Genomic DNA, 23,401 nt, shown 5'->3' on the forward strand with positions numbered 1-23,401 from the left:
TAAAGCAGTAAAAAATAGCGCGAACGGTTCACAAACTGTTCGCGCTATTTTTATAAACTGCGTTTGACTAGCGGAGTCTATTCCTGGCTGTTGCGGTAAGCGTCCATAAACGTAGACAAAATTTGCAAGCTGCGCTGTTTGATTTCTTCGTCTGTCATGCTGGGCATGGCACCCATCAGCATTCGCAACAAATCGGCATCGCATAAGCCCCTTAAATGCGTAACCATAAAAAGAGGGTCTTTTTCCTGCAAATTGCCAAGCTGAATATGCTGTTCTAGAATTTGGGCAATTTGGGCCCAGACGCCATCGCCTATGTATTCAAAAAAACGTTTACCAACATCGCTTGTTCCGCCCACCGAGATCACGACGCGTAATAGTTTTTCGGTATCGCTGTCTTGGTATAGCATTTGCAATAGACGCTCTATGAAGCCTACCAATATTTGCTCTAGAGGCAAAGACTGATCAATGGACTTGGCTAGCGTATTCTGAAATTCTTCAGCACCTGCAAGCATAGTGGCCAGCAGAAGTTCGTCTTTTGAAGGGAAGTAGTTATACAGCGTACCTTTAGAGCCGCCTACACGGGCTGCAATAATGGACATCGATGCACCCTCATACCCCAGTTCGCAAAAAACGCCAGTAGCGATGGTTATGATGCGTTCTCGGCGCTCTTGAGCTTTGGTTGCTTTCACTATTTTTCCCTAATTATTTTATTTAGTTTGCATGTTGTATTTTTGCTTGGCTGCGATGCTTTGTCAATTATAAAAAAACCATACAGTACGGTATTGTAGTGGCGTTTAATGAAAGTTAGCTGATTCGCCTCGATTGCGCTGACAGCAATATCTTTTGTAGTCTTTAAAAGTATAAAATGTAAGTGCTTGGCTGCTGGCCTAGCTAAATTCCTGCGTATACTGAAATACGGCAACGGTTTTTTCAACTCCGTGTGGACCAAGATGCGGAATCACCTGAAGCCGATCTTTACCTAACAGTTTAGTGCTATCGTAAGAGCAGGAAAATTAATGAGGGAAGTCATGAATCCAGTGGGCCCTGTAGTAATTATTGGTGGTGGCGCAGGCGGACTGGAACTTGCGGCCAAGCTTGGCCGCAAGTTCGGACCTGAAAGTGTTTATCTGATCGATAAAGATGATGACCATATCTGGAAGCCGTCGCTACACGAGGTGGCTGCTGGAACGCTGGACATCCATCGCGAGGGCTTGTCTTATTTCATGCTGGCTCGAGATTGTGGATTTACCTTCATACCTGGCGAGATGAAACATCTTGATCGCCAGGCCAAAACCATCGGTCTGGCAGCGGTATATAACAGCATTGGCGACGAAGTGTTCCCTGAGCGTACGATTACTTACGGGACCCTCGTGTTGGCGGTTGGCAGTAAATCGAACTTCTTCAACACTCCAGGGGCTCCCGACCATGCCATTACGCTGGACTCCACCAAGCAGGCCGAACGTTTTCGCCTGAGGCTGCTGCACGAGGTCACCCGTACAGTAGGTCAGCTTGACCATGCTAACGAGCGTCAGCCGCTGCAGATAGCTATTGTGGGTGGCGGGGCGACGGGCGTTGAGCTGGCTGCCGAGTTAATGGAAGCCAGTGCCAGCCTGCGTTCTTACGGCATGAACACCTTGGATCCTGCACGCGATATCCGCATCACGCTGCTTGAGGGCGCAGATCGCATTTTATCGGCTTTGCCTGCCAAACTGTCTCTCAGGGCCGAAGAGCTGCTCCGCGACCGCGGCGTTCAGGTGTGCACAAATGTGCGAGTGGCAGAGGTGCATAAAGGATACTTGACTGATAGTGAGCAAAAACGTTATGAGGCCGATCTTTGTGTTTGGGCCGCAGGTATTAAGGCGCCCGAATTTCTCACTACTCTGGGGCTAGAGACCAACCGCATCAACCAGATCGTCGTTGATGAAAGGCTGCGTACGCTGGATCCTGCCATCTACGCCCTTGGCGATTGCGCACAAGCGCCTTCAGGCTCAGAAGGGGGATATTTACCGGCTCGAGCGCAGGTCGCTCATCAACAGGCGAATTATTTATTCAGTTTGCTGGGGCAGCGCTTGCGTGGCATCAATACGTCCGCCAAGGCATTTGAATATAAAGATTATGGTTCGCTGGTGTCAGTGGGGCACAGCAAAGGCGTAGGCAGCTTAATGGGCGTGTTGCAAGGGCGCAGCTGGTTTGTGGAAGGTCTGGTTGCCCGCACCATGTATATGAGTCTGCATTTATTGCACCATATGGCTGTGCTGGGGGTGCTGCGTACAGCTTCCTTGGCACTGGGCCGTTTATTACTGAAACGCTCAGCCCCCGCGTAAAGTTGCACTAAAATAAAAAGAAGGGGGCTATGCCCCCTTTTATTGCTTTAGTCAGAGAGTTCTGCCCGTCTTCGAACGGTGTCGTGTTTCATTAAGCGTTCTTGTTCACGCGCCCAGTCGCGGTCTCGCGTCGTGTCGCGTTTATCGTGGCTTTTCTTGCCCCGACCCAGGCCGATATCCATCTTGATGCGGCCACGTGAGTAATGTAGGTTTAATGGCACAATGGTGTAGCCACGTTGTTCAACCCGACCAATTAGCTTGCTGATCTCGTCTGCTTTCAACAAAAGTTTGCGTGTGCGAGCTGCCTCGGGGACAATATGGGTCGAAGCGGTGGGAAGTGCACTGATATGCATACCGATGACCCAGATTTCTCCGTCTCTGATAATGACGTAGCTTTCGGCGAGTTGTATATGGCCTGCACGAATTGCTTTTACTTCCCAGCCTTGTAAAACCAGTCCGGCTTCGTAAGTCTCTTCGATGAAGTAATCGTGTCTTGCTTTGCGGTTGTCGACAATGCTCATGAATTAATTGACCAGCCCTTGATTATAAAATCGATACATTTTCTCTATTATCCCCTTATCGATGCATACAGTAAAACGTTCAGTTCTAGTCCCCTTTAGTTGCGAGCAAATGTTCGATTTGGTCGCCGACGTCGGTCGCTATCCCGAGTTCATGCCCTGGTGTGGCGGTGCCGAGGTGCAGCGACGCGATGATAACGGAATGGAGGCTACCATTACGATCAGCATTGCTGGGGTAAGACAAAGCTTCACCACGCGTAACGAACACGAGTATCCGAGTCGTATCCGCCTTAAGCTGGTGGATGGCCCTTTTTCAGCACTTACTGGCGACTGGCAGTTCGTCGCGCTGGGCGAAGATGGCTGCAAGGTGGTGTTTATTATGGAATACGCCTTTTCCAGCCGTGCCCTGGAGATGGTCGTAGGGCCTATCTTCAATCGGGTTGCCAATAGCTTTATTGATTCGTTTACGCGCCGCGCACATGACCTCTATGATGATTAAACCATGAGTTCACCATCATCTTCTGCTTCCAGCACGATAACAGTAGAGTTATTGTACTTGTCGCCTACCCAGAAGTGGCATCATACGTTGACACTGGCACACGGGGCAACCGCTGCGCAGGCGATTGCTGCGAGTAATATTCACCAGCAGTGTCCGGAAACACAGACACTGGCTTACGGTATTTATGGTGAACTGGTAAACGGGGACCGTATCCTCAATAATTTTGATCGCATTGAGTACTATCGTGATCTTGTATTTGATCCGATGGAGTCGCGCCGCCGCCGGGCAGAGCATCGAGCCAGAAAGCTGGAAACACAACCGGGCAATAAGCCTGTAAGTGCCGCTGCGCGAATGCTCGCCAATCAACCACGCGTTAAAGGCTAAGTCCATGGCTGTGACTGCTGTTGTGCTGCCCCTGCGAGGCACCTCCTTAACGTTTGGCGTCTTGACCCTGGACCGCCCCGAGGCGTTGAATAGCCTCAATCTGGACATGGTCACAACACTGCATGCACAGCTGTCCAAGTGGCAGGGCGATCAGGAAATTGCCTTTGTCATAATTCAAGGCCAGGGCGAACGGGCATTCTGTGCAGGTGGCGACATCACAACGTTATACAAGTCGTTGCTGTCAGAGGCCCATCGGGTCTTTGAACCTCAACATTACGCGTATCGTTTCTTCAAGACCGAGTACGAGCTTAATGCGCTGATTCACCATTACCGCAAACCAATTGTCGCGTTGGGGCAAGGAGTGGTAATGGGCGGCGGGGTAGGGCTCTTTATGGGCGCAAGTCATAAAGTCGTCTTTGCCAATACGCGATACGCCATGCCTGAAGTTGCGATAGGGCTTTATCCAGATGTGGCCGGCACGTGGCTTTTAGGGCGGCTTCCTAAAGGCGTGGGTAAGTATGTGGCGCTCACGGGCACTAGCCTGAATGGGCATGATTGCTGTTTTTTAAGGCTGGCCGATAGCTACGTAGACAAATACTCGGCTGGTGAGCTTATTGCACTGGTTTCAGATTATGCCTACGACACAAACTTAAGTTCAGCTGGAAACGTAAACCGGCTGCTCACGGGTGTTGATCGGCAGTGGGACACTGACCAGTCACCTATAGCAGCTCATTTCCATGAGTTGCGTGACTTATCCCTGAGCCATAGCGTCGCTGATTTTACGAATAAGCTCGATAAGCTGCACGCAGGTTCCCATAGTGAAGTGATCGAGGCGGGAAGAAAGTCCCTGGCCTACGCTTCCCCGCTGTCTACCCAGATTACGTGGCAACTCTTAACCACGAATCGAACAGCCAGTGTTTCACAAACACTGGAACGTGATTTTTGGGTATCGCTGCAGTGTTGCTCTGCCGGCGATTTCAAAGAAGGGGTTCGAGCCCTGCTGATTGATAAAGACCGGACTCCACGTTGGCGCCCGCTAGAGTCTATAGATACACCGCTAATCGATACCTTCTGCCAGCCCAGTTGGACTGGCGCTGCGCCACTAGCCTTATAGTTTGGGGCGAACGTTCTCTCGCTGTTCGAAAATATCGTAGTTAAGCTGAAGCTTGTCAAGGCGCGGGCCAGTCGGCTCGGCCAGGCAGTACTGCGTATCAGCTAGCTCTGCCAGCATGACTTCAGCCAGTACAACATAGCGATCGCCTTGTTTTGCGTAATTGATTATCCGTCCGGCAGGTGAGTCTGTGCCCTCAGCTGCGTAAAGATCAGTGCCTATTTCCAGCTTTCCGGGCGTTAGCAGCTCCGTAGCGGGGAGTGTAAACAGAGCACTTCGACGACGTATGGTGCCTCGATAGTGACTGCGTGCCACCACCTCTTGGCCGGGGAAGCAGCCCTTGCCAAAGCTGATGCCACCTATCAGTTCCAAATTCAATGTCTGGGGGATAAAAGTGTCCTGAGTGGCGCCTTGAATGTGGGGAACGCCCTGAATCAGGGTTTCGGCATCCCATTGCTGTGCGTCGTCAGCGCTGTCGCTGGCAGAGTTCAGGGCGTCATCTGATATTAGCCACCATCTGCCTGGCTCGTTTTCGCCGGAAGGGGCTTGCACCGCTGTAACGCCTTCGTTTAATGTCACCTTATACAGTTTAGCCACCAGCGTACCCTCTTGGGGCTCATAGGCACCGTAAACGTGGGCATCCCTTAAGCTCAGCTTGAGTTTGGCGCGAAATACAAACATGCTTAGCCTTTTCAGCAATGGCTCGCCCAGGCTTTTGTGCAGTAATAAGCCGAAGCGGGTATCGTCATCGGGGTATTGCCAAAGCAATGCTGTAGCCAACAGGCGACCGTTGGCGCCACAATAGCCGCCAAAGACGGCATTGCCGGATAAGGTCTCTAGATCAGCGGTCAGCTGCCCTTGCAAAAACGTCAAGGCATCCGGCCCGATAGCATCGAGCACCACATAGTCATTAAGCTGTACTACGTTTTGTAAATCAGAGATTTTCATAATCAAAGCAAATTACATGCAATCCAAAAGATTGTAGGGAATATCGATTTCTCTATGATAACGGTCAATTCCAAAAAGTTAAGTGAAGGCCCCTATGTCAGCAGTGCCAAGCAAGTGTACCTTCAAAGCCTAGTACGGTTTACACTGTAGCCCTTATGAAAAAAACAACACGTATTCTTCTTGTGGCCTTGAGCCTGTTGCTGGGAATTGCGCTATCGGGTGCAGCGGCGGGGTGGTGGTGGGTCATGAAACGGCCCGTGACAATGACGCACAGCCCTGTCGACTACATTATCGAACAGGGCAGTGGGCCGCGCAAAATTGCGGGAACCCTGAATGCGGCAGGCATTGAGGTCAATGCCGACGTCTTTGTGGCCTTAGCGCGTTTCACAGAGAACGATAAAAAACTCCAGGCAGGTGCCTACGAGGCGAGACAGGGAGACACTTTGTGGATACTGTTCGAGCGGATGGTCAGTGGTGACATGACACAAGCCAGGCTGACACTGGTAGAGGGGTGGTCATATAAGCGTATACGAGATGTGTTGCGATCTGATCCTAATGTACGTCAGACCCTGGACGATGTCACTGATGCAGAACTCCTGGCAAAGCTAGGTATAGAGCATGATTATGCTGAAGGTCTGTTTTATCCCGATACCTATGTTTTTACGCCGGGCACTTCTGATTTCGATATCTTGCGCCGGGCCTATAAGGCGCAACATGATCTATTAATGAACATGTGGGATCAGCGCGATCCAGACTTGCCGTTGAAAACACCCTATGAAGCCTTGATACTGGCCTCCGTCGTCGAAAAGGAAACAGGTCACAGTGCTGATCGAACGCGGGTAGCCGGAGTGTTCATCAATCGGCTGCGGGTGGGTATGCCGCTGCAAACCGATCCTACCGTCATATACGGCATGGGTGAGGCTTATCTGGGCCGTATTCGTAAGCGCGACCTGACTACTGACACGCCCTGGAATACCTATACACGTAACGGCCTGCCCCCAGCCCTATTGCTAATTCGGGGAAAGCCGCACTGGAAGCCGTTCTTCACCCTGAAGATCATGATTATTATTATTTTGTTTCGAGGGGCGATGGTACCAGTGAGTTCTCTCGAAACCTCGCCGCTCATAATCGAGCCGTTTCTAAATATATATTGCGAAGAAATTAACCATGCCTACACAACACGGGATGTTCTTAAGTCTGGAGGGCGTGGATGGAGCCGGTAAAAGCACCCACATTCAGTGGCTATGCGAGCAGATTCAAAAGTTGGGGCATACTGTAGTCAGCACACGCGAGCCCGGGGGTACCGAGCTGGGGGAAAGCTTGCGAGAATTACTCTTGCATCAGCCTATGCACCTGAAGACTGAAGCACTGCTCATGTTTGCCGCACGCAATGAGCATCTTGAACAGGTCATTAAACCGGCTCTTGCCCAGGGCAACTGGGTGCTCTGTGATCGCTTTAGCGATGCTAGCTTCGCCTACCAAGGCGGTGGACGAGAACTGGGTGCAGAAGCGGTAGAGGCTCTGGAGCAATGGGTTCATCCGCGTTTACAGCCTGCACGTACGTGGCTATTTGACTTGCCTCTGAGTCTGGCCAAAGAGCGTTTAAGCAAAAGCAGGGATCCGGATCGTTTCGAACAAGAGCAGAATGCGTTTTTCGAGCGTACGCGAGCAGCGTATCTGCAGCGCGCCCGTGAGCAAAATGAACGCTTCAGGATCATTGACAGCAGCCAAAGCATTGAGGCTATACAGGATGTACTGTTAACTGATTTGCAGCATTTACACTCGGGTTACGTCCGTCTATGAGCATTAGTTCCAGTGATTTTTATCCTTGGCAGCGCGATGTTGCCCAGCATTGGCTAAGCAACACAGAACGCTTTGCTCATGCCTGGCTCATACACGGTCTTGCTGGCGTAGGTAAAACTCGGTTCGCACGGGCAGCGGCGGCAGCCTTGCTGTGCACGCAGCCGGTTGAGCACTTGGCTTGTGGCGTGTGTGAAGCGTGCCTGTGGTGCAAGCATGGAAATCACCCTGACCTGCGCCTGATTCGGCCAGAGGCTGTTGCTCTTGCAGAAGACAACCACGAGGCCACTGACAGTAAAAAGACACTCTCCAAAGAAATACGCGTTGAGCAGCTACGCCAGTTGCATTCGTGGTTCAACACAGCGACGCATCGAGGGGGCTATCGTGTAGCAGTGCTTTATCCTGCCGAATCTTTAAACACTATTTCGGCAAATGCCCTGTTGAAAGTGCTGGAAGAACCACCGGCCAACACGTTATTTTTGTTGGTGGCCGATGCTCCTGATCGTTTACTGCCTACTATTTTGTCCAGATGTCGCCGTTTGCCGCTCCCCGTTCCGTCAAAAGAAGAGGGCATGCACTGGTTGCAGAGCCAGTTGCCGGAGCGCACAGCTTCCTGGCTGGCGGCTGCTGGCGGAGGTCCTACCGCAGCGCTACGCCTAGCTGCTCTTCAAAGCAGCCCCTATCCTGCCTGGCTGGAAGATTTGCTAAAAGGGTTGGCGCAGACGCCAGCCTTTGATTTTGCTCCTATTGCTGATCTGCTGGAAAAGGAAGCGACTACGCTTTGGCTGGACGCACTGCAACGTAGTTTTTTTGATGTGCAGCTTATTCAGTTTGGAGGCCCGGCTCGTTACTTTCCAGACCTCATCTCGCATACCTCTGTCCTGGCTCAGCGATCAGAGCCAGGCAGCATTAATAATCTTCTTAAATGGTTAAGCGAGCAGCGTCGCTGGGCGAATCATCCGCTCAATGCAAAGTTGCTGGTGCACCATAGTCTTGACCGTGTAAAACAGGCTACTTTGGCACGAGTTTAGGCTGAACTCAAATAGGTTTAATTATGTATGTAGACTCTCACTGCCACCTGGATTTCCCTGATCTGGCTGCTAACCTTGACGACATCTTGATCCGTATGAAACGGAATCAGGTCGAACGCGCCCTGGTGGTTAGCGTAACCCTGGACGACTGGCCGCGCTTGATGGCGTTGGTAGAGCAGCACGATCATCTTCACGCCTCAGTAGGAGTGCATCCTGGATACGAGGGTGTAGAGCAGCCCTCTATAGATGATTTGCTAGAGCGGGCCAGTCATCCTAAAGTCATCGCTATTGGCGAAACAGGGCTCGACTATCACTATCAGTCGGAGCCCCTTGATTGGCAGCGAGATCGGTTTAGGACTCATATACAGGCATCCAGGCAAAGCGGTTTGCCGGTGATTATTCACACGCGCAAAGCCGTTGATGACACTTTACGCATTATGCGTGAAGAGGACGCTGCTTCCGCCGGTGGAGTTATGCATTGTTTTACCGAGTCACTGGAAATGGCAGAGGTCGCCATGGAAATGGGCTTCTATATTTCCATCTCGGGCATTGTGACTTTTAAAAATGCAAAAGAAGTGCAAGAGGTCGCCGCGAAGATTCCGCTTGAGCGTTTGCTGATTGAAACTGACTCGCCCTATTTGGCACCTATTCCCTATCGCGGTAAGACAAATGACCCTTCCTATGTTATCCATGTGGCCGAAAAAATAGCCGAACTTCGACAAATAAGCGTGGCTGAGGTAGCTGAGGCCACAAAAAACAATTTCTATAATCTTTTCAATAAGTTAGGTGTATAACTTAAAGTTAGAAATAGCATTAACTATGCTATATATTACATTAAGTTATCTATGTATCTTATTGATTTAAAGGTGTTTTTTTGTTTTTTTAATTATAACCAATAATTCACATTAGATTTTCTAGATAACTTATTGATTATAAGCATGATATTGGAGATAGTTAATGTTCTTTCTTAAGATTCGCGCCTTGATCAAAAAAATACTTTTCTTTATTGCCTTAACGCTGTTTTTGCCAGGCTCTGCCTCGGCGCAAAGTAGTGCATGGTGGAACGATGTGGAAAATGACAGGCGAACGAACGTGATGCAAGAGCTAGCGTCAGGAGCAGATCCCAACGTCAGAAATGATGACGGTCAACCTGCGATCATGATGGCCATACAGCATCAGTCTTGGCAGGTCTATGATTTACTTCGCCAGCATCGCCGCACGGATATTAATGCAGTAAACAGTCATGACGAGACGCCCCTGATGTATCTGGCCCTCATGGGCGAGTACGAGCGCATGCAGCAGCTAATACAGCAAGGGGCGAAGGTAAGGCGCCTGGGATGGACGCCGTTGCACTATGCGGCGTCTAAAGGACAAGTAAAAGCTGCCAGATTATTGCTCGACAACGGCGCACTGGTTAACTCACCGGCGCCTGATGGTACAACGCCTCTGATGATGGCGGCACTGGCCGGAAGCCGTCCTGCTGCAGAGCTGCTGTTAAATGAAGGCGCCGATATAAATGCGGTGAATCTCCAGGGGCTTGAGGCGGCTGATTGGGCCCGCTCCAAGAGTAATACGCAGTTGGCCAACTATCTCGACGAGTATAAAAAAGCGATCCATACCCCCGCCACACAGCCCAACGGCGGGGATATAGAGGGTCTTATTCAAAATGACAGCGATAGCACGGGTTCTGTGGATGGCTCCGATAGCAGCAGCCGGTATTTCGACCTGGACCGATTTGATCAGCCCGTTGCACCCTAGGGTTTTTTAGCGCTGTAGATAGGCGGGGTTTAAAATACCTTTTAGCTGAGAATAGGGTACGGTCAGTTCGGGCTGCCCAGACGAATAAGGGGCAATGGCATAGGCATCATACTTGGCGACGACTCCGGTATCTGTTAACGCAATATTTTCCGTTGGTTGAAAGGGCCACAGTCGATTGTATTGCGCGATATTTTCCTGAGCATCCTCTTGTGTGAGCAGCCATTGCTGGTGTGCCTGCTGAAGCACTCTTAAGAAGTCCTGGGTCTTTCCGGGCGCGATAATGTCGCCAAAGTGCAATACAGCGCCTCGCTGATTATCCCAGTTAATAAATTGCGTGGCTGCCATACCATGGGCGGCACCCGTGAAGTATTGCCACGAGCCCAATTCGACCACGGTAAGATCTTTATTTCGATACCGGGTTTTAGCGGCAAGAATCACCTCATCCCTGGGGCCGGCGGTTCGCCAGTAATAATTCTCGAACTCATCTATCGAGCTGTGCAAGGGGCCGTCGCCCATGCCAGTCATAGAGGCCAGCGTAGCGTCGACAAAAAGGCTAAGTTTCGCATTACCCGGAAACACCAGGCTGTCCACGCTAAGTTTTGGGCACTCTCCTTGCAGTCTGCCTTGGTTTTTTCCCATTTCAGGGGTTGGGTAAAGGCGCCATCTGTGCTGGTTACATCGCCAGTTTGTGCGGGTATCTTGCTGATGTTGCCGCCGCCTGAGCTTGCGCACGCCGTTAAAATAAGCGTAATTGTCAGCGTCGCACTTAGCCGTGCCAACTGTGTTATTTGTAAGCTCATTCCCGGATTTCCTTATTTGAGGTATGAATGGGGGCTTGGCTGAAGCAGGGCGATGCGCGGATTCGCGGCACTGAGGCCCTGCCTTTCTGGAGCCTGGTTACAATACAGATCTTTAATCTACTATATAGAGAGATATTGGCAATGGCAAAAATCTACCATAATCCCCGTTGCGGACATTCGCGCACAACACTTGAGTTGTTGCAGCAAGCTGGTTTGGAGGTTGAAGTGATCGAATATCTGCAGCATCCTCTCACTAAAGCAGAGCTGGAGGTCTTGATTCCGCAAACAGGGCTGAGCGTGCGCGAGGTCCTGCGTACGCACGAATCACTGTACACCGAGCTGGGTCTGGATGACGAGAGGCTGAGCGATGATGCGCTGCTTGAGGCAATGGCGGAAAATCCGGTTTTGATGAACCGGCCGATTGCAATAACAGAGAAGGGCGTGCGCCTGTGCAGGCCGGCTGCAATAGTAGAAGAGATTCTCTAGAAAAACAGCTGCGGCAGGCATTGCACCAGCCGCAGCGTCAGGGCAATTAATCAGCCAGAGCCTCCAGGGCAATGGTGATTGTTACATCGTCACCCACGGCAGGGGCAAACTTGCCGGCATTGAACTCAGAGCGTTTGATGGTTACAGTTGCATTGGCGCCCAGGGCTTCTTTTTTTAGCATTGGATGCGGCTTTGCGACAAAGTGAGTGATTTCAAGGGTAACGGGTTTGCTTACGCCTTTAATCGTCAGTTCGCCATCTACCGATGCAGGTGTATCGCCATCAAAATTAACGCTGGTGGATTTGAATGTGGCGGTAGGAAACTCAGCCGTATTCAAGAAATCTTCACCCTGAATGTGGCCATTAAAGTCGTCGTGCCCGGTGTCTACCGAGCGGGTGTCGATCTCGATGTTGATTTCACCGGTTTTTGCTTCGCGATCTAGCACTACCGTCCCTGTGGTTTTCTTAAATACACTTAGTTGGGTGCTAAAGCCCATATGGTCATACGAGAAGCGTGGAAACGTATGTGACTCGTCGATAGCGTAATTAACAGGCGCGGCTACGGCAGCTGAAGCTAAAGCGGCGGTTAAAATGGTAGCGCTGGAAATGCGAACAAGATTTTTCAACATGGATGAAGGTTCCTATTTAATTAAGTAGATGCTTAGTTGGAAGTAGCGGTCAGCGAAAAAGCAATGGTTACGTCGTTAGCAACAATGTCGTACTTAGCCCATGATCCTTCGCCTACAGCGTAGTCGCCTCGCTGGATAATGAACTCGCCCTTGAATGTGCCTTTATTGCCGTTCTCGTTAAACGTGGCAGGAAACTCAATTTCTTTTGAGGTGCCTTTGATGTTTAAGTTTCCGGTAACCAGGAATGTTTGGTCGTCGTTTGCCTGAATCCGGGTTGTTTCAAAGCTTGCGACCGGGAAGTCGTTAATGTTGAACCATGATTTTCCGGCTACCTCCTCGTTGCCTTCGTCGCTACCGGTATCGATAGATGCCAGCGGAACGGTGATGGTTGCGTGGGCCGACTCAGGCTTTTCTGTGTCAAAGCTTAGGCTTCCATTGAACTCGCTGAACTCGCCGTCTAAGGACACACCCATTTGCTTATAGGCAAACTTGACTTCGCTTTCGTTTTCAACAAATGAGGTGTAGTTTGCCGCCAGGCTCGTAAATGACAGGGCGCTTAAGACCAGGGACGCGATGAGATTTTTGTTCATATCATTCCTTTGCAGAAGATAGCGAAATACGCTTGAATATTGGATCTTTATCGATGAAATGATGCTTCAGGGCAGCCAAAACATGGCCTGCAATTACGGCAATAAACAAGTAATTGACCCAATGGTGAACCAGCACAAGGTTCTCGCCCAAGGCAAGATTTTTTCCGATAAGATCGGGCAAGGGAATTACGCCGAACCATACAGTTTGAAAGCCTTTTGCAGAGCTCATCAGCCACCCGGATAGCGGGGCGGCCAGCATAAGAATATAAAGAAGCACATGACCGATTTTTGCAAGACGGCGTGACAACGGCGACATATGCTCTAGCTGACCCGGTGCCTTTAAGCTCAGGCGAATAATAATGCGTATCAGCACCAGGAAAAACAAGCTCATTCCTATCCATTTATGCCACGAATATACCTGTAGCTTGGCAGGGGACAGAGGCATTGTAGTCATGAATAAGCCCAGAGCCAGCATGCCAATAAAAAGAGCAGCCATCAGCCAATGCAAGATGCGTAACGGCAAGGCGTAACGTTGAACCATGGATCCCTCGGTTAATCTCTAGTTGAGAATCATTTTCAATATGCAACTTTAACCCGATTCATTGATGTTAAACAGAGTTGGCTTCGCAATTATCTATTGTTATTATTGCAACAATGAGCAGACTTGATGCAATGTACTTATTTGTTCGCGTAGCCGAACTGGGAAGCTTCGCCGCCGTGGCTGAGCAGCAGGGCGTTGATCGTTCAGCGATTACGCGCCAGATTGCCGCCTTGGAAAAACACCTGGGCGTACAGTTAATTGTCCGAAGCACCCGGCGTCAGTCATTGACCTCGGCGGGCAGGCTATACCTGGAACGATGCAGGGCTATCATTGATCTGGTTGATAGTGCAGAAACCGAAGTCATGGAAGAGCGCTTATCGCCTAAAGGCTCTATACGTCTTAGTCTGCCAATCAGCTTCGGTGTTCGCTGCCTGACTCCAATATTGATACGTTTCGCTAAAGATTACCCAGAGGTGGCACTTCAACTGGATTACAGCGATGATTTGGTGAACTTAATAGAAGAGGGCTTTGATTTAGCCATTCGAGTAGCGGCCGAGCCTGCTTCCAACGATATTGTGCGTAAATTAGGCGAATGCAAAATGCTGGTGGTTGGCTCGGCCGATTATTTCGAATGTAAGGGACGGCCAGCGCATCCGGCAGATTTGGCAGACCACGTTTGCTTGCAATACCAGAACCATAGCCGATGGTCCCTTGAGATTGATGGCGAAACCACCTATTTTTCAACTTCTGGGCGTATACAAGCTAATAACGGTGATGCCTTAGCGGTAGCTGCGGCTAATGGCCTGGGTCTGGCTGTCTTGCCAGACTTTATTGCCCAAGGTTATCTGCAAAGTGGCGAACTGCAGTCTGTGCTTGATCAGTATAGTAGCCAGCGATTAGGCATCTACGCGGTGCTGCCAACGAATTACTACATACCGCAACGCATTAGTTTGCTCATGGAGTATCTTGCCGAGCATTTGCCATCTGCATTGGGCGAGAGTGCTGTAAGCCAGCTAAGTGGCAGCACCGTCATTGACCAGAGCTGAGGGAATGATGGGAGTTGGCGCGACATCCTCGTACGTCAATTTTCATCATAACAATAAGCGCATAATGTATATTATGTAAAGTCATGTTTATGAGTATGTCGCCGGCGGGACCTGAACCTCAGCATATTACTCAGAATCCTTTGGCCATGGGCTGGCTGCAGCCTTTGCACTCCCGCCCATGTTCTTGTATTGCATAGCTCAGGCTTTACGTACACGTACCAGGGACGCAACTTTTTGGGCCGACGCCTTGGCTTTGTCCAGATCGGCATCATAGGCCAAAGCGACCCCCATGCGTCGGCGGCTGAAGCTTTGGGGCTTGCCGAATAGTCGCAGATCGCTTTGAGGCACAGCGAGCGCCTCATCTACGCCTTCGAAGACCACCATGTCAGCATCGATGTCACCATAGATCACTGCACTTGCGCCGGGGCTGCGCAATGCCGTGTTCAATGGTAAGCCCAGAATAGCGCGGGCGTGCAACTCGAATTCGTTTTGCCACTGGCTGATCATCGTAACCATGCCGGTGTCGTGCGGACGGGGGCTGACTTCGCTAAACCATACTTCGTCCCCTCTTACGAAGAGCTCTACGCCAAACAGGCCCAGTCCGCCGAGATTCTCAGTGACCACGAGCGCGATTTCCTGAGCTTTAGCCAGAGCTTCAGGGTTCATGGGATGCGGTTGCCAGCTTTCTACATAGTCGCCATCGACTTGCGTGTGTCCAATTGGGGCGCAAAAGTCGGTGCGTACGCTGCCATCTGCCTGCAAGCTACGCGTGGTCAGTAAGGTGATTTCGTAATCGAAGTCAATAAAGCCTTCGACGATAATTCGTTGTTGACTGACCCGTCCGCCTTCCTGGGCGTAATCCCAGGCAGCAGAGACGTCGTCTGGACCCTCGACCTTGCTTTGCCCTTTGCCGGAACTGCTCATTAGTGGTTTTACCACGCATGGATAACCAATACCGCCATCGATGGCACCTTGCAGGCTCTCGAGTGTTTCACAAAATTGATAAGGGCTGGTTGGTACGCCCAATGTTTCAGCTGCCAAACGACGGATACCTTCCCGGTCCATGGTGAGCTGAGTAGCCCGTGCTGTTGGGATAACCCGGGTGCCCGAAAGTTCGGCCTCTGCCAGCACTGAAGTGGAAATCGCTTCGATTTCGGGCACGATGAGATCAGGTTGTACCTGTTCAATCAGGGTGCGCAACTCGTCAGGATTGTTCATGTTGATCGTGTAGGAGCGGTGTGCCACTTGATGACCGGGCGCATTGTCATATCGATCAACCGCGATGGTCTCAACCCCTAGCCGCTGTAGTGCAATGATCACTTCTTTGCCCAGCTCGCCAGCACCTAAAAGCATGACTTTGGTGGCCGCAGGGCTTAAGGGCGTGCCTAAGGGTTTCATTCTTTTGCTCCGGAAGTGCCACTTTCAGATGGCTGAGTCGCGTTATAAAAGGTCAATTGTAGACTGAACTATAGGCGGGAAACCAGGGTTCAAATGCGACGATGACGTCGGCTGAGCACTACACGCCGATTCTCGTGGGCACGTGTCAGCTGCTTCTGAAGGTCGTCGCGCAACTCGTTTAGATGGATATTCTTTTGCTGAGTAAGGGCTAACTGAGTGTGGGATTCAGCCAGGCTCTTTAGGGCCTGGGTCAGTTCGGTCTGGATGTCTGCGTGTGTACTTTCGGCCTTCTGCAATCGGTTCTGCACCTGTTGGAGCTGGTGGCGCTGACTGACAACTTCTTCTTGCAGGTCATTTGTCAGGGCTTGATGTCGTGCCATGTCTTCTTTTTGCCGTGCCTTGATCGCTGTCAGGGTTTTCTCGGCAGTATTGCGCAAGCTGCGCTCTTTTTCTACCTGCATCAAGGCCATGCGTTCGCTGGCACGAGCACGTTCTTCGGTGAGGGAAATGGCATCCTGGAGCTTTTCCAGATCGGAAGTGAATTGATCGCGCTGTTTTTGTAGCTCTTCGTTTAACGCTTTCTTTTCATCAGTCAGGGTGCTGTTTTTTTCAATGGCATGGGTGAGGTCGCGGTGCAGAGAGGCGAGTTCTTCTTTGCGGTGCTGCTCTTGTTCCTGCGAGTGATGCAGCAGAGCGGCTGTCCGTGCCAAAACCTGGTCTTTTTCTTGTAGGGCGAGCTCTGCCTGTTCCCGTGATGTCAGGGCGGCCTCAACCTTGGCGTCAGATTCGTCATAAAAGCTTTGGTAAGAGGCTTTGGCTTCAGCCTGGGCCTCAAGCCAAAGTTGGGCGATAAGCTTTCCTGCGTTATTGCTAAGCGACTCGGGGATATCGGCATGATCAAGGCGCACTCGGCTTTTTTCACGTAAATCTTGCCAGAACGTCTGTAAGGCCTGGGCCGGAGCGCTCATGCTCCCCTTCCTGACTAACTGATAGAGGCGGTTCGCAGTAGGAGTTGTGCCGTATCGGAAGAACAGCAGCGCCGCAACCTCACGGTAGAGCTCTTGAGTGTCCTTAAAGCGGGTACGAAGCTCGGCCACATCACTTTGCAGCTTTTGAGTCATATCGATATTACTGTCCATTTTTATTCCAAGAGCAGAGGGGGTAATTAATAATACAATGTATTATGTTGTAAACTCAACTTATTCAAACAATATTTTGACATTACTGCTATAATGTCAAAATATTGATGAAAAGTGTTTTTTGTTATTTTTTTGCCTGTAAAGCCTGTTATGACCTTAGCGTCTGTTGTTGCCTTCGAATATTTTTTATCGTCGCCTGATGTGGATGGCTCGTCCGGCTCCAATCGGGCCACCGAGTCGCCTAAGCTTATTAATGCAAAGAATGACGTCTCGGCCATTAAGGCCTGGCTGGCCTCTTATGTTGACAGTCCGAATACCTTTGCTACTTACCGCAAAGAGGCCGAACGCCTGCTGCTCTGGTCAAACCTTGATTTGGGCAAAGCGCTCTCCTCTCTTGCCCACGAAGATATGCTGCGTTATCAGCATTTTCTTAAAGATCCCCAGCCCGCCCAGCGCTGGGTCTTAAACAATGCACGCAAGGTCGGACGAGCACATCCTGAGTGGCGTCCCTTCGCAGGTCCGCTGTCGGCAGCAAGCCGTCGGCAGGCACTGATCATTTTGCATGGTATGTTCGCGTGGCTGGTGTCTGCCGGCTATCTGGCCGGAAACCCCCTGGCCTTAAGCCGCCAGCGAAGCCATCAGCCACAAAGCCGTATGGTGCGCTATTTAAACGAAGATGACTGGAAAGAAGTAAAACAGGCAATCGAAGGTCTGCCACAAGAGACAGACCGGCAGCGCGAGCATTATCTGCGTTTCCGGTGGGTCTTCACCCTGCTCTACCTTACCGGCCTGCGCGTCTCCGAGGTCTCTCTAAATACAATGGGCGCTTTTTTTCAAGGCGCGATCACAGTGGACGGCTGCGCTGGTGGATGGATATCAGCGGCAAAGGCGGGCGTACCCGTACTATTCCTGCTACCGCCGAGCTTATGGCTGAGCTAGCCCAGTACAGGTCGTTCAAAGGTCTGGCGCAGTACCCGATGGCCAACGAGCATACTCCGCTTGTGCTGCCTATAGGCAAGCAGATCAAAGCGCTTAGCCGCGCTGCCCTGCATTTGATTGTCAAAGAGATATTCACGCTTACTGCCCAGCGTATCCGTGCAAAAGGGTCCGCCTACGAAGCCGAGGCCCAGCATGTAGAACAGGCTTCTGCCCATTGGTTGCGGCATACCGCGGGTTCGCATATGCTGGGCAATAAAGTTGACCTTTTGCACGTACGAGACACCTTGGGGCACGGGTCTATCAGCACAACAAACCGATATCTGCACAGTGCGGACGACGATCGCCATGATGCCACTGAAGACTCGCATAAAATAAAGTGGTAGCCCCTTGCCCTCTTTTTGCAGCGCACACAGGGCACATGGAAACCTTTTGTTTCTTGTAAGTATCATCTACATGCCGTTTTTTACTTTTATGCCAGGCATAATTAATTTCAATGTGCCCTTTCGTACTGACTATTGGAGAAAGCCATGAAGAAAGTCGTCTCTCTATTTCTGAGTTCTACGCTGCTAGGTGTCTCGCTATCTGCCTTCGCAGATGAGATTGAAAGGTTTCCTGTCAAAGACTTCCCCATAGCCGAAGCAGTAGTCGTGCCAGGCGATCACACCACCTACTATTTTAGCGGTACAGTACCCAGTGCTGATGAAAACAAGCAGTACGGCAATACCGAGGCTCAAACACGCAGCGTCCTTAAAAGCATAGAAAAAAACCTCGAAGCCAGGGGTTTAACAGCAGGTGATGTGGTGAAAATGCAGGTCTTTTTGGTGGGCGACCCAGCAGCGGAAGGCAAAATGGACTTTGCCGGCTTCATGAAAGCCTACACCGAATTTTTTGGTACAGAGGCCCAGCCTAATCTTCCTGTACGTTCAGTTTTTCAGGTGGCTGGCTTAGCCGTTCCTGAATGGCTGGTAGAAATTGAGGTGATCGCCGTAAAAAAATAGAAATCAACACGGCTGGACTGTCTTCATAAGCGGGTGCCACGGCACCCTTTTTCTTCGTTTGGATGAGCGTCATGGATGCTTATTAACACTGTTTTTATTTGTATTATTGAATGAGCCCTACTTCTACTTCGCGTGCTGCTGCACGCATGCAATCCATATTATGGCTGTCACTGGTGATTTTTGTGGGCTTGAATTTACGTCCCTTTATCACGGCCACGGGGCCTCTGGTTCATCAAATTGCAGAGGGAACAGGGCTAAATTTCAAAGGTCTGGCCTGGCTAACCCTGCTACCCATGTTTTTTATGGGGGCTGTTGCTTTCTTGCTCCCTGGTATACGGCGTAGCTTAAGTGCTCGTCACATCATGCTGGCTGCGCTTGGCGTTCTTTTCTTAGGTTGCGCGTTTAGGCTGTTCGTACCTGGAGGTGCCACGCTGATTTTGACGGCTGCCTTGTGCGGTATTGGCGTTGCCCTGCTCCAGGCCTTGCTTCCTGGAATCATCAAACAGCAGTTCCCACGCTCTGTGGCACCGGTCACCGGGCTTTATTCAGCCATGCTTATGGGAGGAGGTGCACTCGGTGCACAAGTAACCCCATGGGTAGCAAGCGCGACCGAAAGCTGGCGTGTTGCCTTAGCGATCTGGGCCCTGCCGGTTCTTGTGGCTGTGGTCTCAGCGTGGCGTGTGATGCCCAAAAAGGCGCCTGCAGCCAGTGCAGCCCTTCCGTCGGGTGTATTGATGCGCCGGCCACGCACCTGGCTGCTCATTTTTTGTTTTGGGCTTGTTAATAGCGGTTACGCCAGCATTGTTGCGTGGCTCGCACCTTTTATCAGGAACAAGGCTGGTCGGCCTCTGCCAGTGGGAGTCTGGTGGCGGTTTTATCCATAGCACAGGCCGTGGCTGCGCTGTCTATGCCAACCTTGGCTGCCCGAAATATTGACCGCCGGCCTTGGCTGTGGCTGGCACTCGGCTGCCAAGCCCTGGGGTTTGCTTCCTTTGCCTTTTGGCCCAATGCTTCCCCGTACTTTTGGTCGGTCGTTATGGGAATTGGCTTGGGCGGCTGTTTTGCATTGACCTTGGTCGTGGCGCTTGATCACTTTAGCAACCCGGCTCAGGCAGGCGGGCTAAGCGCGTTGATGCAAGGTGGAGGTTTTTTGATTACCTCCATTGGCCCTTGGTCCAGTGCATCGATTCGTGATTTTAGCGGCAGCTTTAGCTACGCCTGGATACTACACTTAGGCTTGGTAGCTATCGCTGCGGTTTTAGTGCAGCGACTCATTCCCAAAAACTATCCAAGCGTTATGCCCCCTTCTGTGTTTTAGCCGCAAGCGCCTTGATAGCCGCAACTGGTGCAAAACAGGCAACCGTCCCGTGGAATAACAGCATACAAATGGCATTCCGGGCATTCACTGCCTGCCATGATGGTGGGAGCCGTTGAAGCCATTGTGGTTGCAACGCCAGCTTGAACCGTTTCAGCCTGAACCACACCCATTGCCTGCAGCGGGTTGCCCCCTTCGTCAAGAATGCCTAGCATGGCATAACGATGAATCAAGAGTCGGGCAATATAGGCTTCAGTAGAAGAAAAATTGGCAGATTTCTCTGAGCCCGGCACCCTTGCCAGAAAGTCACCTTGTGGTTCGGCGTAGTTTAAAAGCTTACGCAGCTTCATGCCAATCCAGGCAGGGTCGACAATACGCATGTCCAGGCTGAGCAGCTTGAACAGACCGTCAAAGGCTCGTGGAAACTTACCTGCTCCCCAAACTGAATACGGACGAGTCGTACCATCCGGCATCTGCAGCTCTTTCATCATCAAGACAAAATCATCGCCAGTAACAGGATTCAAAACATCACACACCCACGCCATGGTCCCGTCGGTGCCGGTTTTAGGCTCTCGCGGAGCGATCAGCGCATCCATCATGGCCGAGTTGTTTGCCGTTGAACTTTCGCTGAGCGAGTCATGACGGAAGGACACCAGCCGTGATAATGCCGACACAGCCGACGGCATCCATGTGCTTTGTCCGCTAATCGGATCCGTAATGGCAAAAGGAGCGGCACTATTGGTTTTGGCCAGCACATCGAGTTTGCGTTGTAACCAGGCCCGATCGTCTGTGTACATATCTAAGCTGAGCATTTTGGCGACAGAGCCCAGACCACGTGGTGGTTTTGCCCCGTTGACCCAAACCTCGAAGGGACGGCCTGAAATATCAGAGACAAATACGACGAAGCTGCCTTCTGAGGTCTCTATGGAGTCCGATGCCCAGGCATTGGCACCACGGGGCAAATGAGGACGGCTGGGCCAGCGCAGACTGTCAAGTACCGGCTCTATGGTGCGATTGAGGATCAGCCGGTTATCGGCTTCGTCTAGCGAAATGGTCTGCGGCTGTGATTCGGTGGCAGGAGCCGGATTTACCGACAAGACCGCAGCACGCTTGCCGCTAGGTCTGTAGGTGGTGATCCCTTTAAGGCCGTATTTCCACGCCTGCATATAAAGATCTTTAAAATCCTCATAAGGGTAATCGGCAGGTACGTTAACGGTTTTGGAGATGGCTGCGTCTACATGATCTTTAACCGCCGCCACCATTAGCGCATGATCTGTTGCCGAAATCTCAAGGGCTGTTCTAAAGTACGCGGGCAAGTCGCTGGTGTCTCCGCCCATAAGCCTGTAGAGACGATAAGCATGGTCTTCAACCTGGTAATCTTGTTTGGTGCCGTCTCCCATACGCTTGGTTCGCGTGTAGGTCCATGAGAATGGAGGTTCTACACCATTAGAGGCATTGTCCGCAAAAGCCAGGGAAATTGTGCCGGTAGGCGCGATGGACGTTAAGTGACTATTACGTACGCCATGCTTGCGAATATCGTCACGGAGCTCTTTAGGCAGGCGTTTAGTGAACTCGCTGGATAGGTAGCCTTTAGCATCGAATGCCGGAAAAGCGCCCCGCTCTTTAGCGAGCTCTACAGAGGCTTTATAAGCACTGTGTGCTACCGCTTTGGTAAGACGGGTGGCCATCGTGCGGGCATCTTCAGAATCGTAAGCTAGCTTGAGCATAATTAGCGCGTCACCCAAACCGGTTATGCCCAAGCCAACGCGGCGTTTGGCAGCAGCCTCAAGCTGCTGCTCGGAGAGCGGCCACACCGTAGCGTCCAGCACGTTGTCGAGCATACGTACCGCAACGCCAACGACTTCATTCAATGCCTCCCAGTCGACCTCAGGTTCGGCTGCAAGGCCAAAGGGATTTTTTATGAAGCGGGATAAATCAATTGAGCCCAGGCAGCAGCAGCCATAAGCTGGCAAAGGCTGCTCCCCGCAAGGGTTGGTGGCATCAAGCACCTCAATGTAGTGGAGATTGTTTTCTTCGTTGATGCGGTCATAAAACAGTACCCCTGGCTCGGCATAGTCGAATGTGGAAGCCATGATGGATTCCCAGATGTCGACCGCACGTACACGGCGGTATACCCATTGGCCGTCGTCGCGCTGGTAGGCACCCTGCTCTTTAATCTCGGCGCAGGGCTCGGCCTGGTGGTGGAGTTCGAAAGCCTCGTCGTTTTCAACGGCTTGCATGAATGCATCGGTGACGTTTACCGAGACATTGAAGTTGGTGAGCTCGCCTGCCGTTTGTTTAGCACTGATAAAGGTTTCTATATCAGGATGATGTACATCCAGCACACCCATTTGTGCACCCCGGCGTGCACCGGCAGACTCAACCGTTTCGCAGGACCGGTCAAATACACGCATGTAGGAAACAGGCCCCGACGCTTTAGACGCGGTGCCTTTGACCATGGCTCCGGCGGGACGGATACGGCTGAAGTTATACCCTACGCCACCACCGCGGCGCATGGTTTCAGCCGCTTTCTGCAAAGCATCATAAATACCAGGCAAGCCATCCACTGTTTCAGATACGGAATCGCCAACGGGTTGGACAAAGCAGTTGATCAAGGTGGCTTCGAGATCGGTACCGGCTGCGGAGTTAATACGCCCGGCTGGAATGAAACCCCGCTTCTGCGCATCCATAAACGCGGAAAAGTAATACTCTTGCTTTTGTGGCTCTTCCTGAGCTGCCAAAGCACGCGCTACGCGCGCTTGAATTTCGCCTATTGAGGTTTCGCCTCCCTTGGCGTACTTTTTCCAGCAGAACCTCAATAGAGATATCCTGAGGTTCGAGGGTATGGGACAGATCTTCGTGTTTCATTAAGCGGGCCTTTCAGAGTGAGGGTCATACAGGCAGTGTCGTTAAGCACAATAACCATAGATTCTGAAGCCTAAGAGAACGTGGACGTTACTGAGAAAATAACGCGTTTTAAACGCCGATAACGACAATTGACCATAGTGCTGTATTGTAGACGCAAACCGCGGCTACATCTAATCAGGGCTACTGACGATACTAAAACACCAAAGGCCGCACCGTTTCCAGCTCTGTTAAGGAACCGGCGCGCTCGCTGCTGAGCGCGCTTTAAAGCGTTAAATTGCTA

The 23,401-nt window shown here is 51.3% G+C and carries 23 protein-coding genes and 3 pseudogenes; 16 read left to right on the forward strand and 10 right to left on the reverse strand.

Features of this window, described 5'->3' with window-relative positions; translation table 11 throughout:
- Nucleotides 1-77 precede the first annotated feature (77 nt).
- Entirely contained in the window at nt 78-689 is a 612-nt protein-coding gene (locus L1889_RS05910; RefSeq protein ID WP_238664347.1) for a TetR/AcrR family transcriptional regulator, read from the reverse strand.
- Between the two features lie 327 nt (nt 690-1,016).
- Between L1889_RS05910 and L1889_RS05915 the strand changes: the two are divergent.
- Nucleotides 1,017-2,335, forward strand: a pseudogene (locus L1889_RS05915) (NAD(P)/FAD-dependent oxidoreductase).
- 36 nt (nt 2,336-2,371) lie between these two features.
- Here L1889_RS05915 and smpB read toward each other — a convergent pair.
- Complete coding sequence (gene smpB, locus L1889_RS05920) at nt 2,372-2,845, reverse strand: SsrA-binding protein SmpB (protein WP_238664348.1); 474 nt, start codon at nt 2,843-2,845, stop codon at nt 2,372-2,374.
- Between the two features lie 61 nt (nt 2,846-2,906).
- On the opposite strand from smpB, the gene L1889_RS05925 reads away from it, so the two are divergent.
- Genes L1889_RS05925 through L1889_RS05935 form a run of 3 tightly spaced genes read left to right on the forward strand, consistent with a single transcriptional unit; the run spans nt 2,907 to nt 4,839 of the window.
- Nucleotides 2,907-3,341 (forward strand): type II toxin-antitoxin system RatA family toxin, encoded by a 435-nt coding sequence (locus tag L1889_RS05925; RefSeq protein WP_238664349.1) that lies wholly within the window; start codon nt 2,907-2,909, stop codon nt 3,339-3,341.
- Nucleotides 3,342-3,344: 3 nt separating this feature from the next.
- Nucleotides 3,345-3,725, forward strand: coding sequence for an RnfH family protein (locus L1889_RS05930; RefSeq protein ID WP_238664350.1), 381 nt, complete (start codon nt 3,345-3,347; stop codon nt 3,723-3,725).
- 4 nt (nt 3,726-3,729) lie between these two features.
- Nucleotides 3,730-4,839, forward strand: a complete 1,110-nt coding sequence (locus L1889_RS05935) for an enoyl-CoA hydratase/isomerase family protein (RefSeq protein ID WP_238664351.1) — start codon at nt 3,730-3,732, stop codon at nt 4,837-4,839.
- Here L1889_RS05935 and ygfZ read toward each other — a convergent pair.
- Complete coding sequence (ygfZ, locus tag L1889_RS05940; protein ID WP_238664352.1) at nt 4,834-5,784, reverse strand: CAF17-like 4Fe-4S cluster assembly/insertion protein YgfZ; 951 nt, start codon at nt 5,782-5,784, stop codon at nt 4,834-4,836. The two genes, L1889_RS05935 and ygfZ, sit on opposite strands and share 6 nt — an antisense overlap.
- Nucleotides 5,785-5,939: 155 nt before the next feature.
- Between ygfZ and mltG the strand changes: the two are divergent.
- From mltG to L1889_RS05965, 5 genes and pseudogenes are all read left to right on the forward strand, one after another.
- Nucleotides 5,940-6,949, forward strand: a pseudogene (gene mltG, locus L1889_RS05945) (endolytic transglycosylase MltG).
- Between the two features lie 2 nt (nt 6,950-6,951).
- Entirely contained in the window at nt 6,952-7,587 is a 636-nt protein-coding gene (gene tmk / locus L1889_RS05950; RefSeq protein ID WP_238664353.1) for a dTMP kinase, read from the forward strand.
- Between the two features lie 2 nt (nt 7,588-7,589).
- Nucleotides 7,590-8,615 carry a DNA polymerase III subunit delta' gene (gene holB / locus L1889_RS05955; protein WP_238665869.1) on the forward strand — a complete coding sequence of 342 codons (1,026 nt, stop codon included), beginning with the start codon at nt 7,590-7,592 and terminating at the stop codon, nt 8,613-8,615.
- A 23-nt stretch (nt 8,616-8,638) separates the two neighbouring features.
- Nucleotides 8,639-9,409, forward strand: a complete 771-nt coding sequence (locus L1889_RS05960) for a TatD family hydrolase (protein ID WP_238664354.1) — start codon at nt 8,639-8,641, stop codon at nt 9,407-9,409.
- Nucleotides 9,410-9,572: 163 nt separating this feature from the next.
- A complete protein-coding gene (locus L1889_RS05965) occupies nt 9,573-10,373 on the forward strand; it encodes an ankyrin repeat domain-containing protein (protein ID WP_238664355.1) in 801 nt (266 codons plus the stop codon).
- A 6-nt stretch (nt 10,374-10,379) separates the two neighbouring features.
- Here the strand turns inward: L1889_RS05965 and L1889_RS05970 are convergent, their stop codons facing one another.
- Nucleotides 10,380-11,012 (reverse strand): RsiV family protein, encoded by a 633-nt coding sequence (locus L1889_RS05970; protein WP_238664356.1) that lies wholly within the window; start codon nt 11,010-11,012, stop codon nt 10,380-10,382.
- Nucleotides 11,013-11,200: 188 nt separating this feature from the next.
- Between L1889_RS05970 and arsC the strand changes: the two genes are divergently transcribed.
- Entirely contained in the window at nt 11,201-11,659 is a 459-nt protein-coding gene (gene arsC / locus L1889_RS05975) for an arsenate reductase (glutaredoxin) (protein WP_238664357.1), read from the forward strand.
- Between the two features lie 46 nt (nt 11,660-11,705).
- On the opposite strand, the gene L1889_RS05980 is transcribed toward arsC, so the two are convergent.
- From L1889_RS05980 to L1889_RS05990, 3 genes are read right to left on the reverse strand one after another with little or no spacing between them, the layout of a single operon-like run.
- The gene (locus L1889_RS05980; RefSeq protein WP_238664358.1) at nt 11,706-12,287 is read right to left on the reverse strand and encodes a YceI family protein; all 582 of its coding nucleotides are present in this window, start codon (nt 12,285-12,287) and stop codon (nt 11,706-11,708) included.
- Between the two features lie 32 nt (nt 12,288-12,319).
- A complete protein-coding gene (locus L1889_RS05985) occupies nt 12,320-12,877 on the reverse strand; it encodes a YceI family protein (protein ID WP_238664359.1) in 558 nt (185 codons plus the stop codon).
- 1 nt (nt 12,878) lies between these two features.
- Nucleotides 12,879-13,418, reverse strand: coding sequence for a cytochrome b (locus L1889_RS05990; RefSeq protein ID WP_238664360.1), 540 nt, complete (start codon nt 13,416-13,418; stop codon nt 12,879-12,881).
- A 131-nt stretch (nt 13,419-13,549) separates the two neighbouring features.
- On the opposite strand from L1889_RS05990, the gene L1889_RS05995 reads away from it, so the two are divergent.
- Nucleotides 13,550-14,464: a LysR family transcriptional regulator gene (locus L1889_RS05995; protein WP_238664361.1), complete on the forward strand. Its 915-nt coding sequence runs from the start codon at nt 13,550-13,552 to the stop codon at nt 14,462-14,464.
- Nucleotides 14,465-14,662: 198 nt separating this feature from the next.
- Here the strand turns inward: L1889_RS05995 and purT are convergent, their stop codons facing one another.
- Together purT and L1889_RS06005 are read right to left on the reverse strand one after the other, a co-directional pair.
- On the reverse strand, nt 14,663-15,862 hold the full coding sequence (purT, locus tag L1889_RS06000) for a formate-dependent phosphoribosylglycinamide formyltransferase (RefSeq protein ID WP_238664362.1): 1,200 nt from the start codon (nt 15,860-15,862) through the stop codon (nt 14,663-14,665).
- 89 nt (nt 15,863-15,951) lie between these two features.
- Nucleotides 15,952-17,001 carry a DNA-binding protein gene (locus L1889_RS06005; protein ID WP_238664363.1) on the reverse strand — a complete coding sequence of 350 codons (1,050 nt, stop codon included), beginning with the start codon at nt 16,999-17,001 and terminating at the stop codon, nt 15,952-15,954.
- 150 nt (nt 17,002-17,151) lie between these two features.
- Between L1889_RS06005 and L1889_RS06010 the strand changes: the two genes are divergently transcribed.
- The 5 genes from L1889_RS06010 to L1889_RS18730 all read left to right on the forward strand — a co-directional run bounded on the left by L1889_RS06010 (nt 17,152) and on the right by L1889_RS18730 (nt 20,256).
- On the forward strand, nt 17,152-17,940 hold the full coding sequence (locus L1889_RS06010) for a tyrosine-type recombinase/integrase (protein ID WP_238664364.1): 789 nt from the start codon (nt 17,152-17,154) through the stop codon (nt 17,938-17,940).
- A complete protein-coding gene (locus L1889_RS06015; RefSeq protein ID WP_238664365.1) occupies nt 17,928-18,323 on the forward strand; it encodes a tyrosine-type recombinase/integrase in 396 nt (131 codons plus the stop codon). The genes L1889_RS06010 and L1889_RS06015 overlap by 13 nt, the downstream gene beginning before the upstream one ends.
- A gap of 144 nt (nt 18,324-18,467) precedes the next feature.
- A complete protein-coding gene (locus L1889_RS06020; protein ID WP_238664366.1) occupies nt 18,468-18,938 on the forward strand; it encodes a RidA family protein in 471 nt (156 codons plus the stop codon).
- Nucleotides 18,939-19,048: 110 nt separating this feature from the next.
- Nucleotides 19,049-19,822: an MFS transporter gene (locus L1889_RS18725; RefSeq protein WP_308217601.1), complete on the forward strand. Its 774-nt coding sequence runs from the start codon at nt 19,049-19,051 to the stop codon at nt 19,820-19,822.
- Nucleotides 19,804-20,256 (forward strand): MFS transporter, encoded by a 453-nt coding sequence (locus L1889_RS18730; RefSeq protein WP_308217602.1) that lies wholly within the window; start codon nt 19,804-19,806, stop codon nt 20,254-20,256. Before L1889_RS18725 ends, L1889_RS18730 begins: the two co-directional genes overlap by 19 nt.
- Here L1889_RS18730 and L1889_RS06030 read toward each other — a convergent pair.
- Nucleotides 20,253-23,121: pseudogene (locus L1889_RS06030) on the reverse strand (adenosylcobalamin-dependent ribonucleoside-diphosphate reductase). The gene L1889_RS18730 and the pseudogene L1889_RS06030 sit on opposite strands and share 4 nt — an antisense overlap.
- Nucleotides 23,122-23,401: the final 280 nt, after the last annotated feature.

It is taken from the genome of Paenalcaligenes niemegkensis, assembly GCF_022230885.1.
In the GTDB taxonomy this organism is placed as follows: domain Bacteria; phylum Pseudomonadota; class Gammaproteobacteria; order Burkholderiales; family Burkholderiaceae_B; genus Paenalcaligenes; species Paenalcaligenes niemegkensis.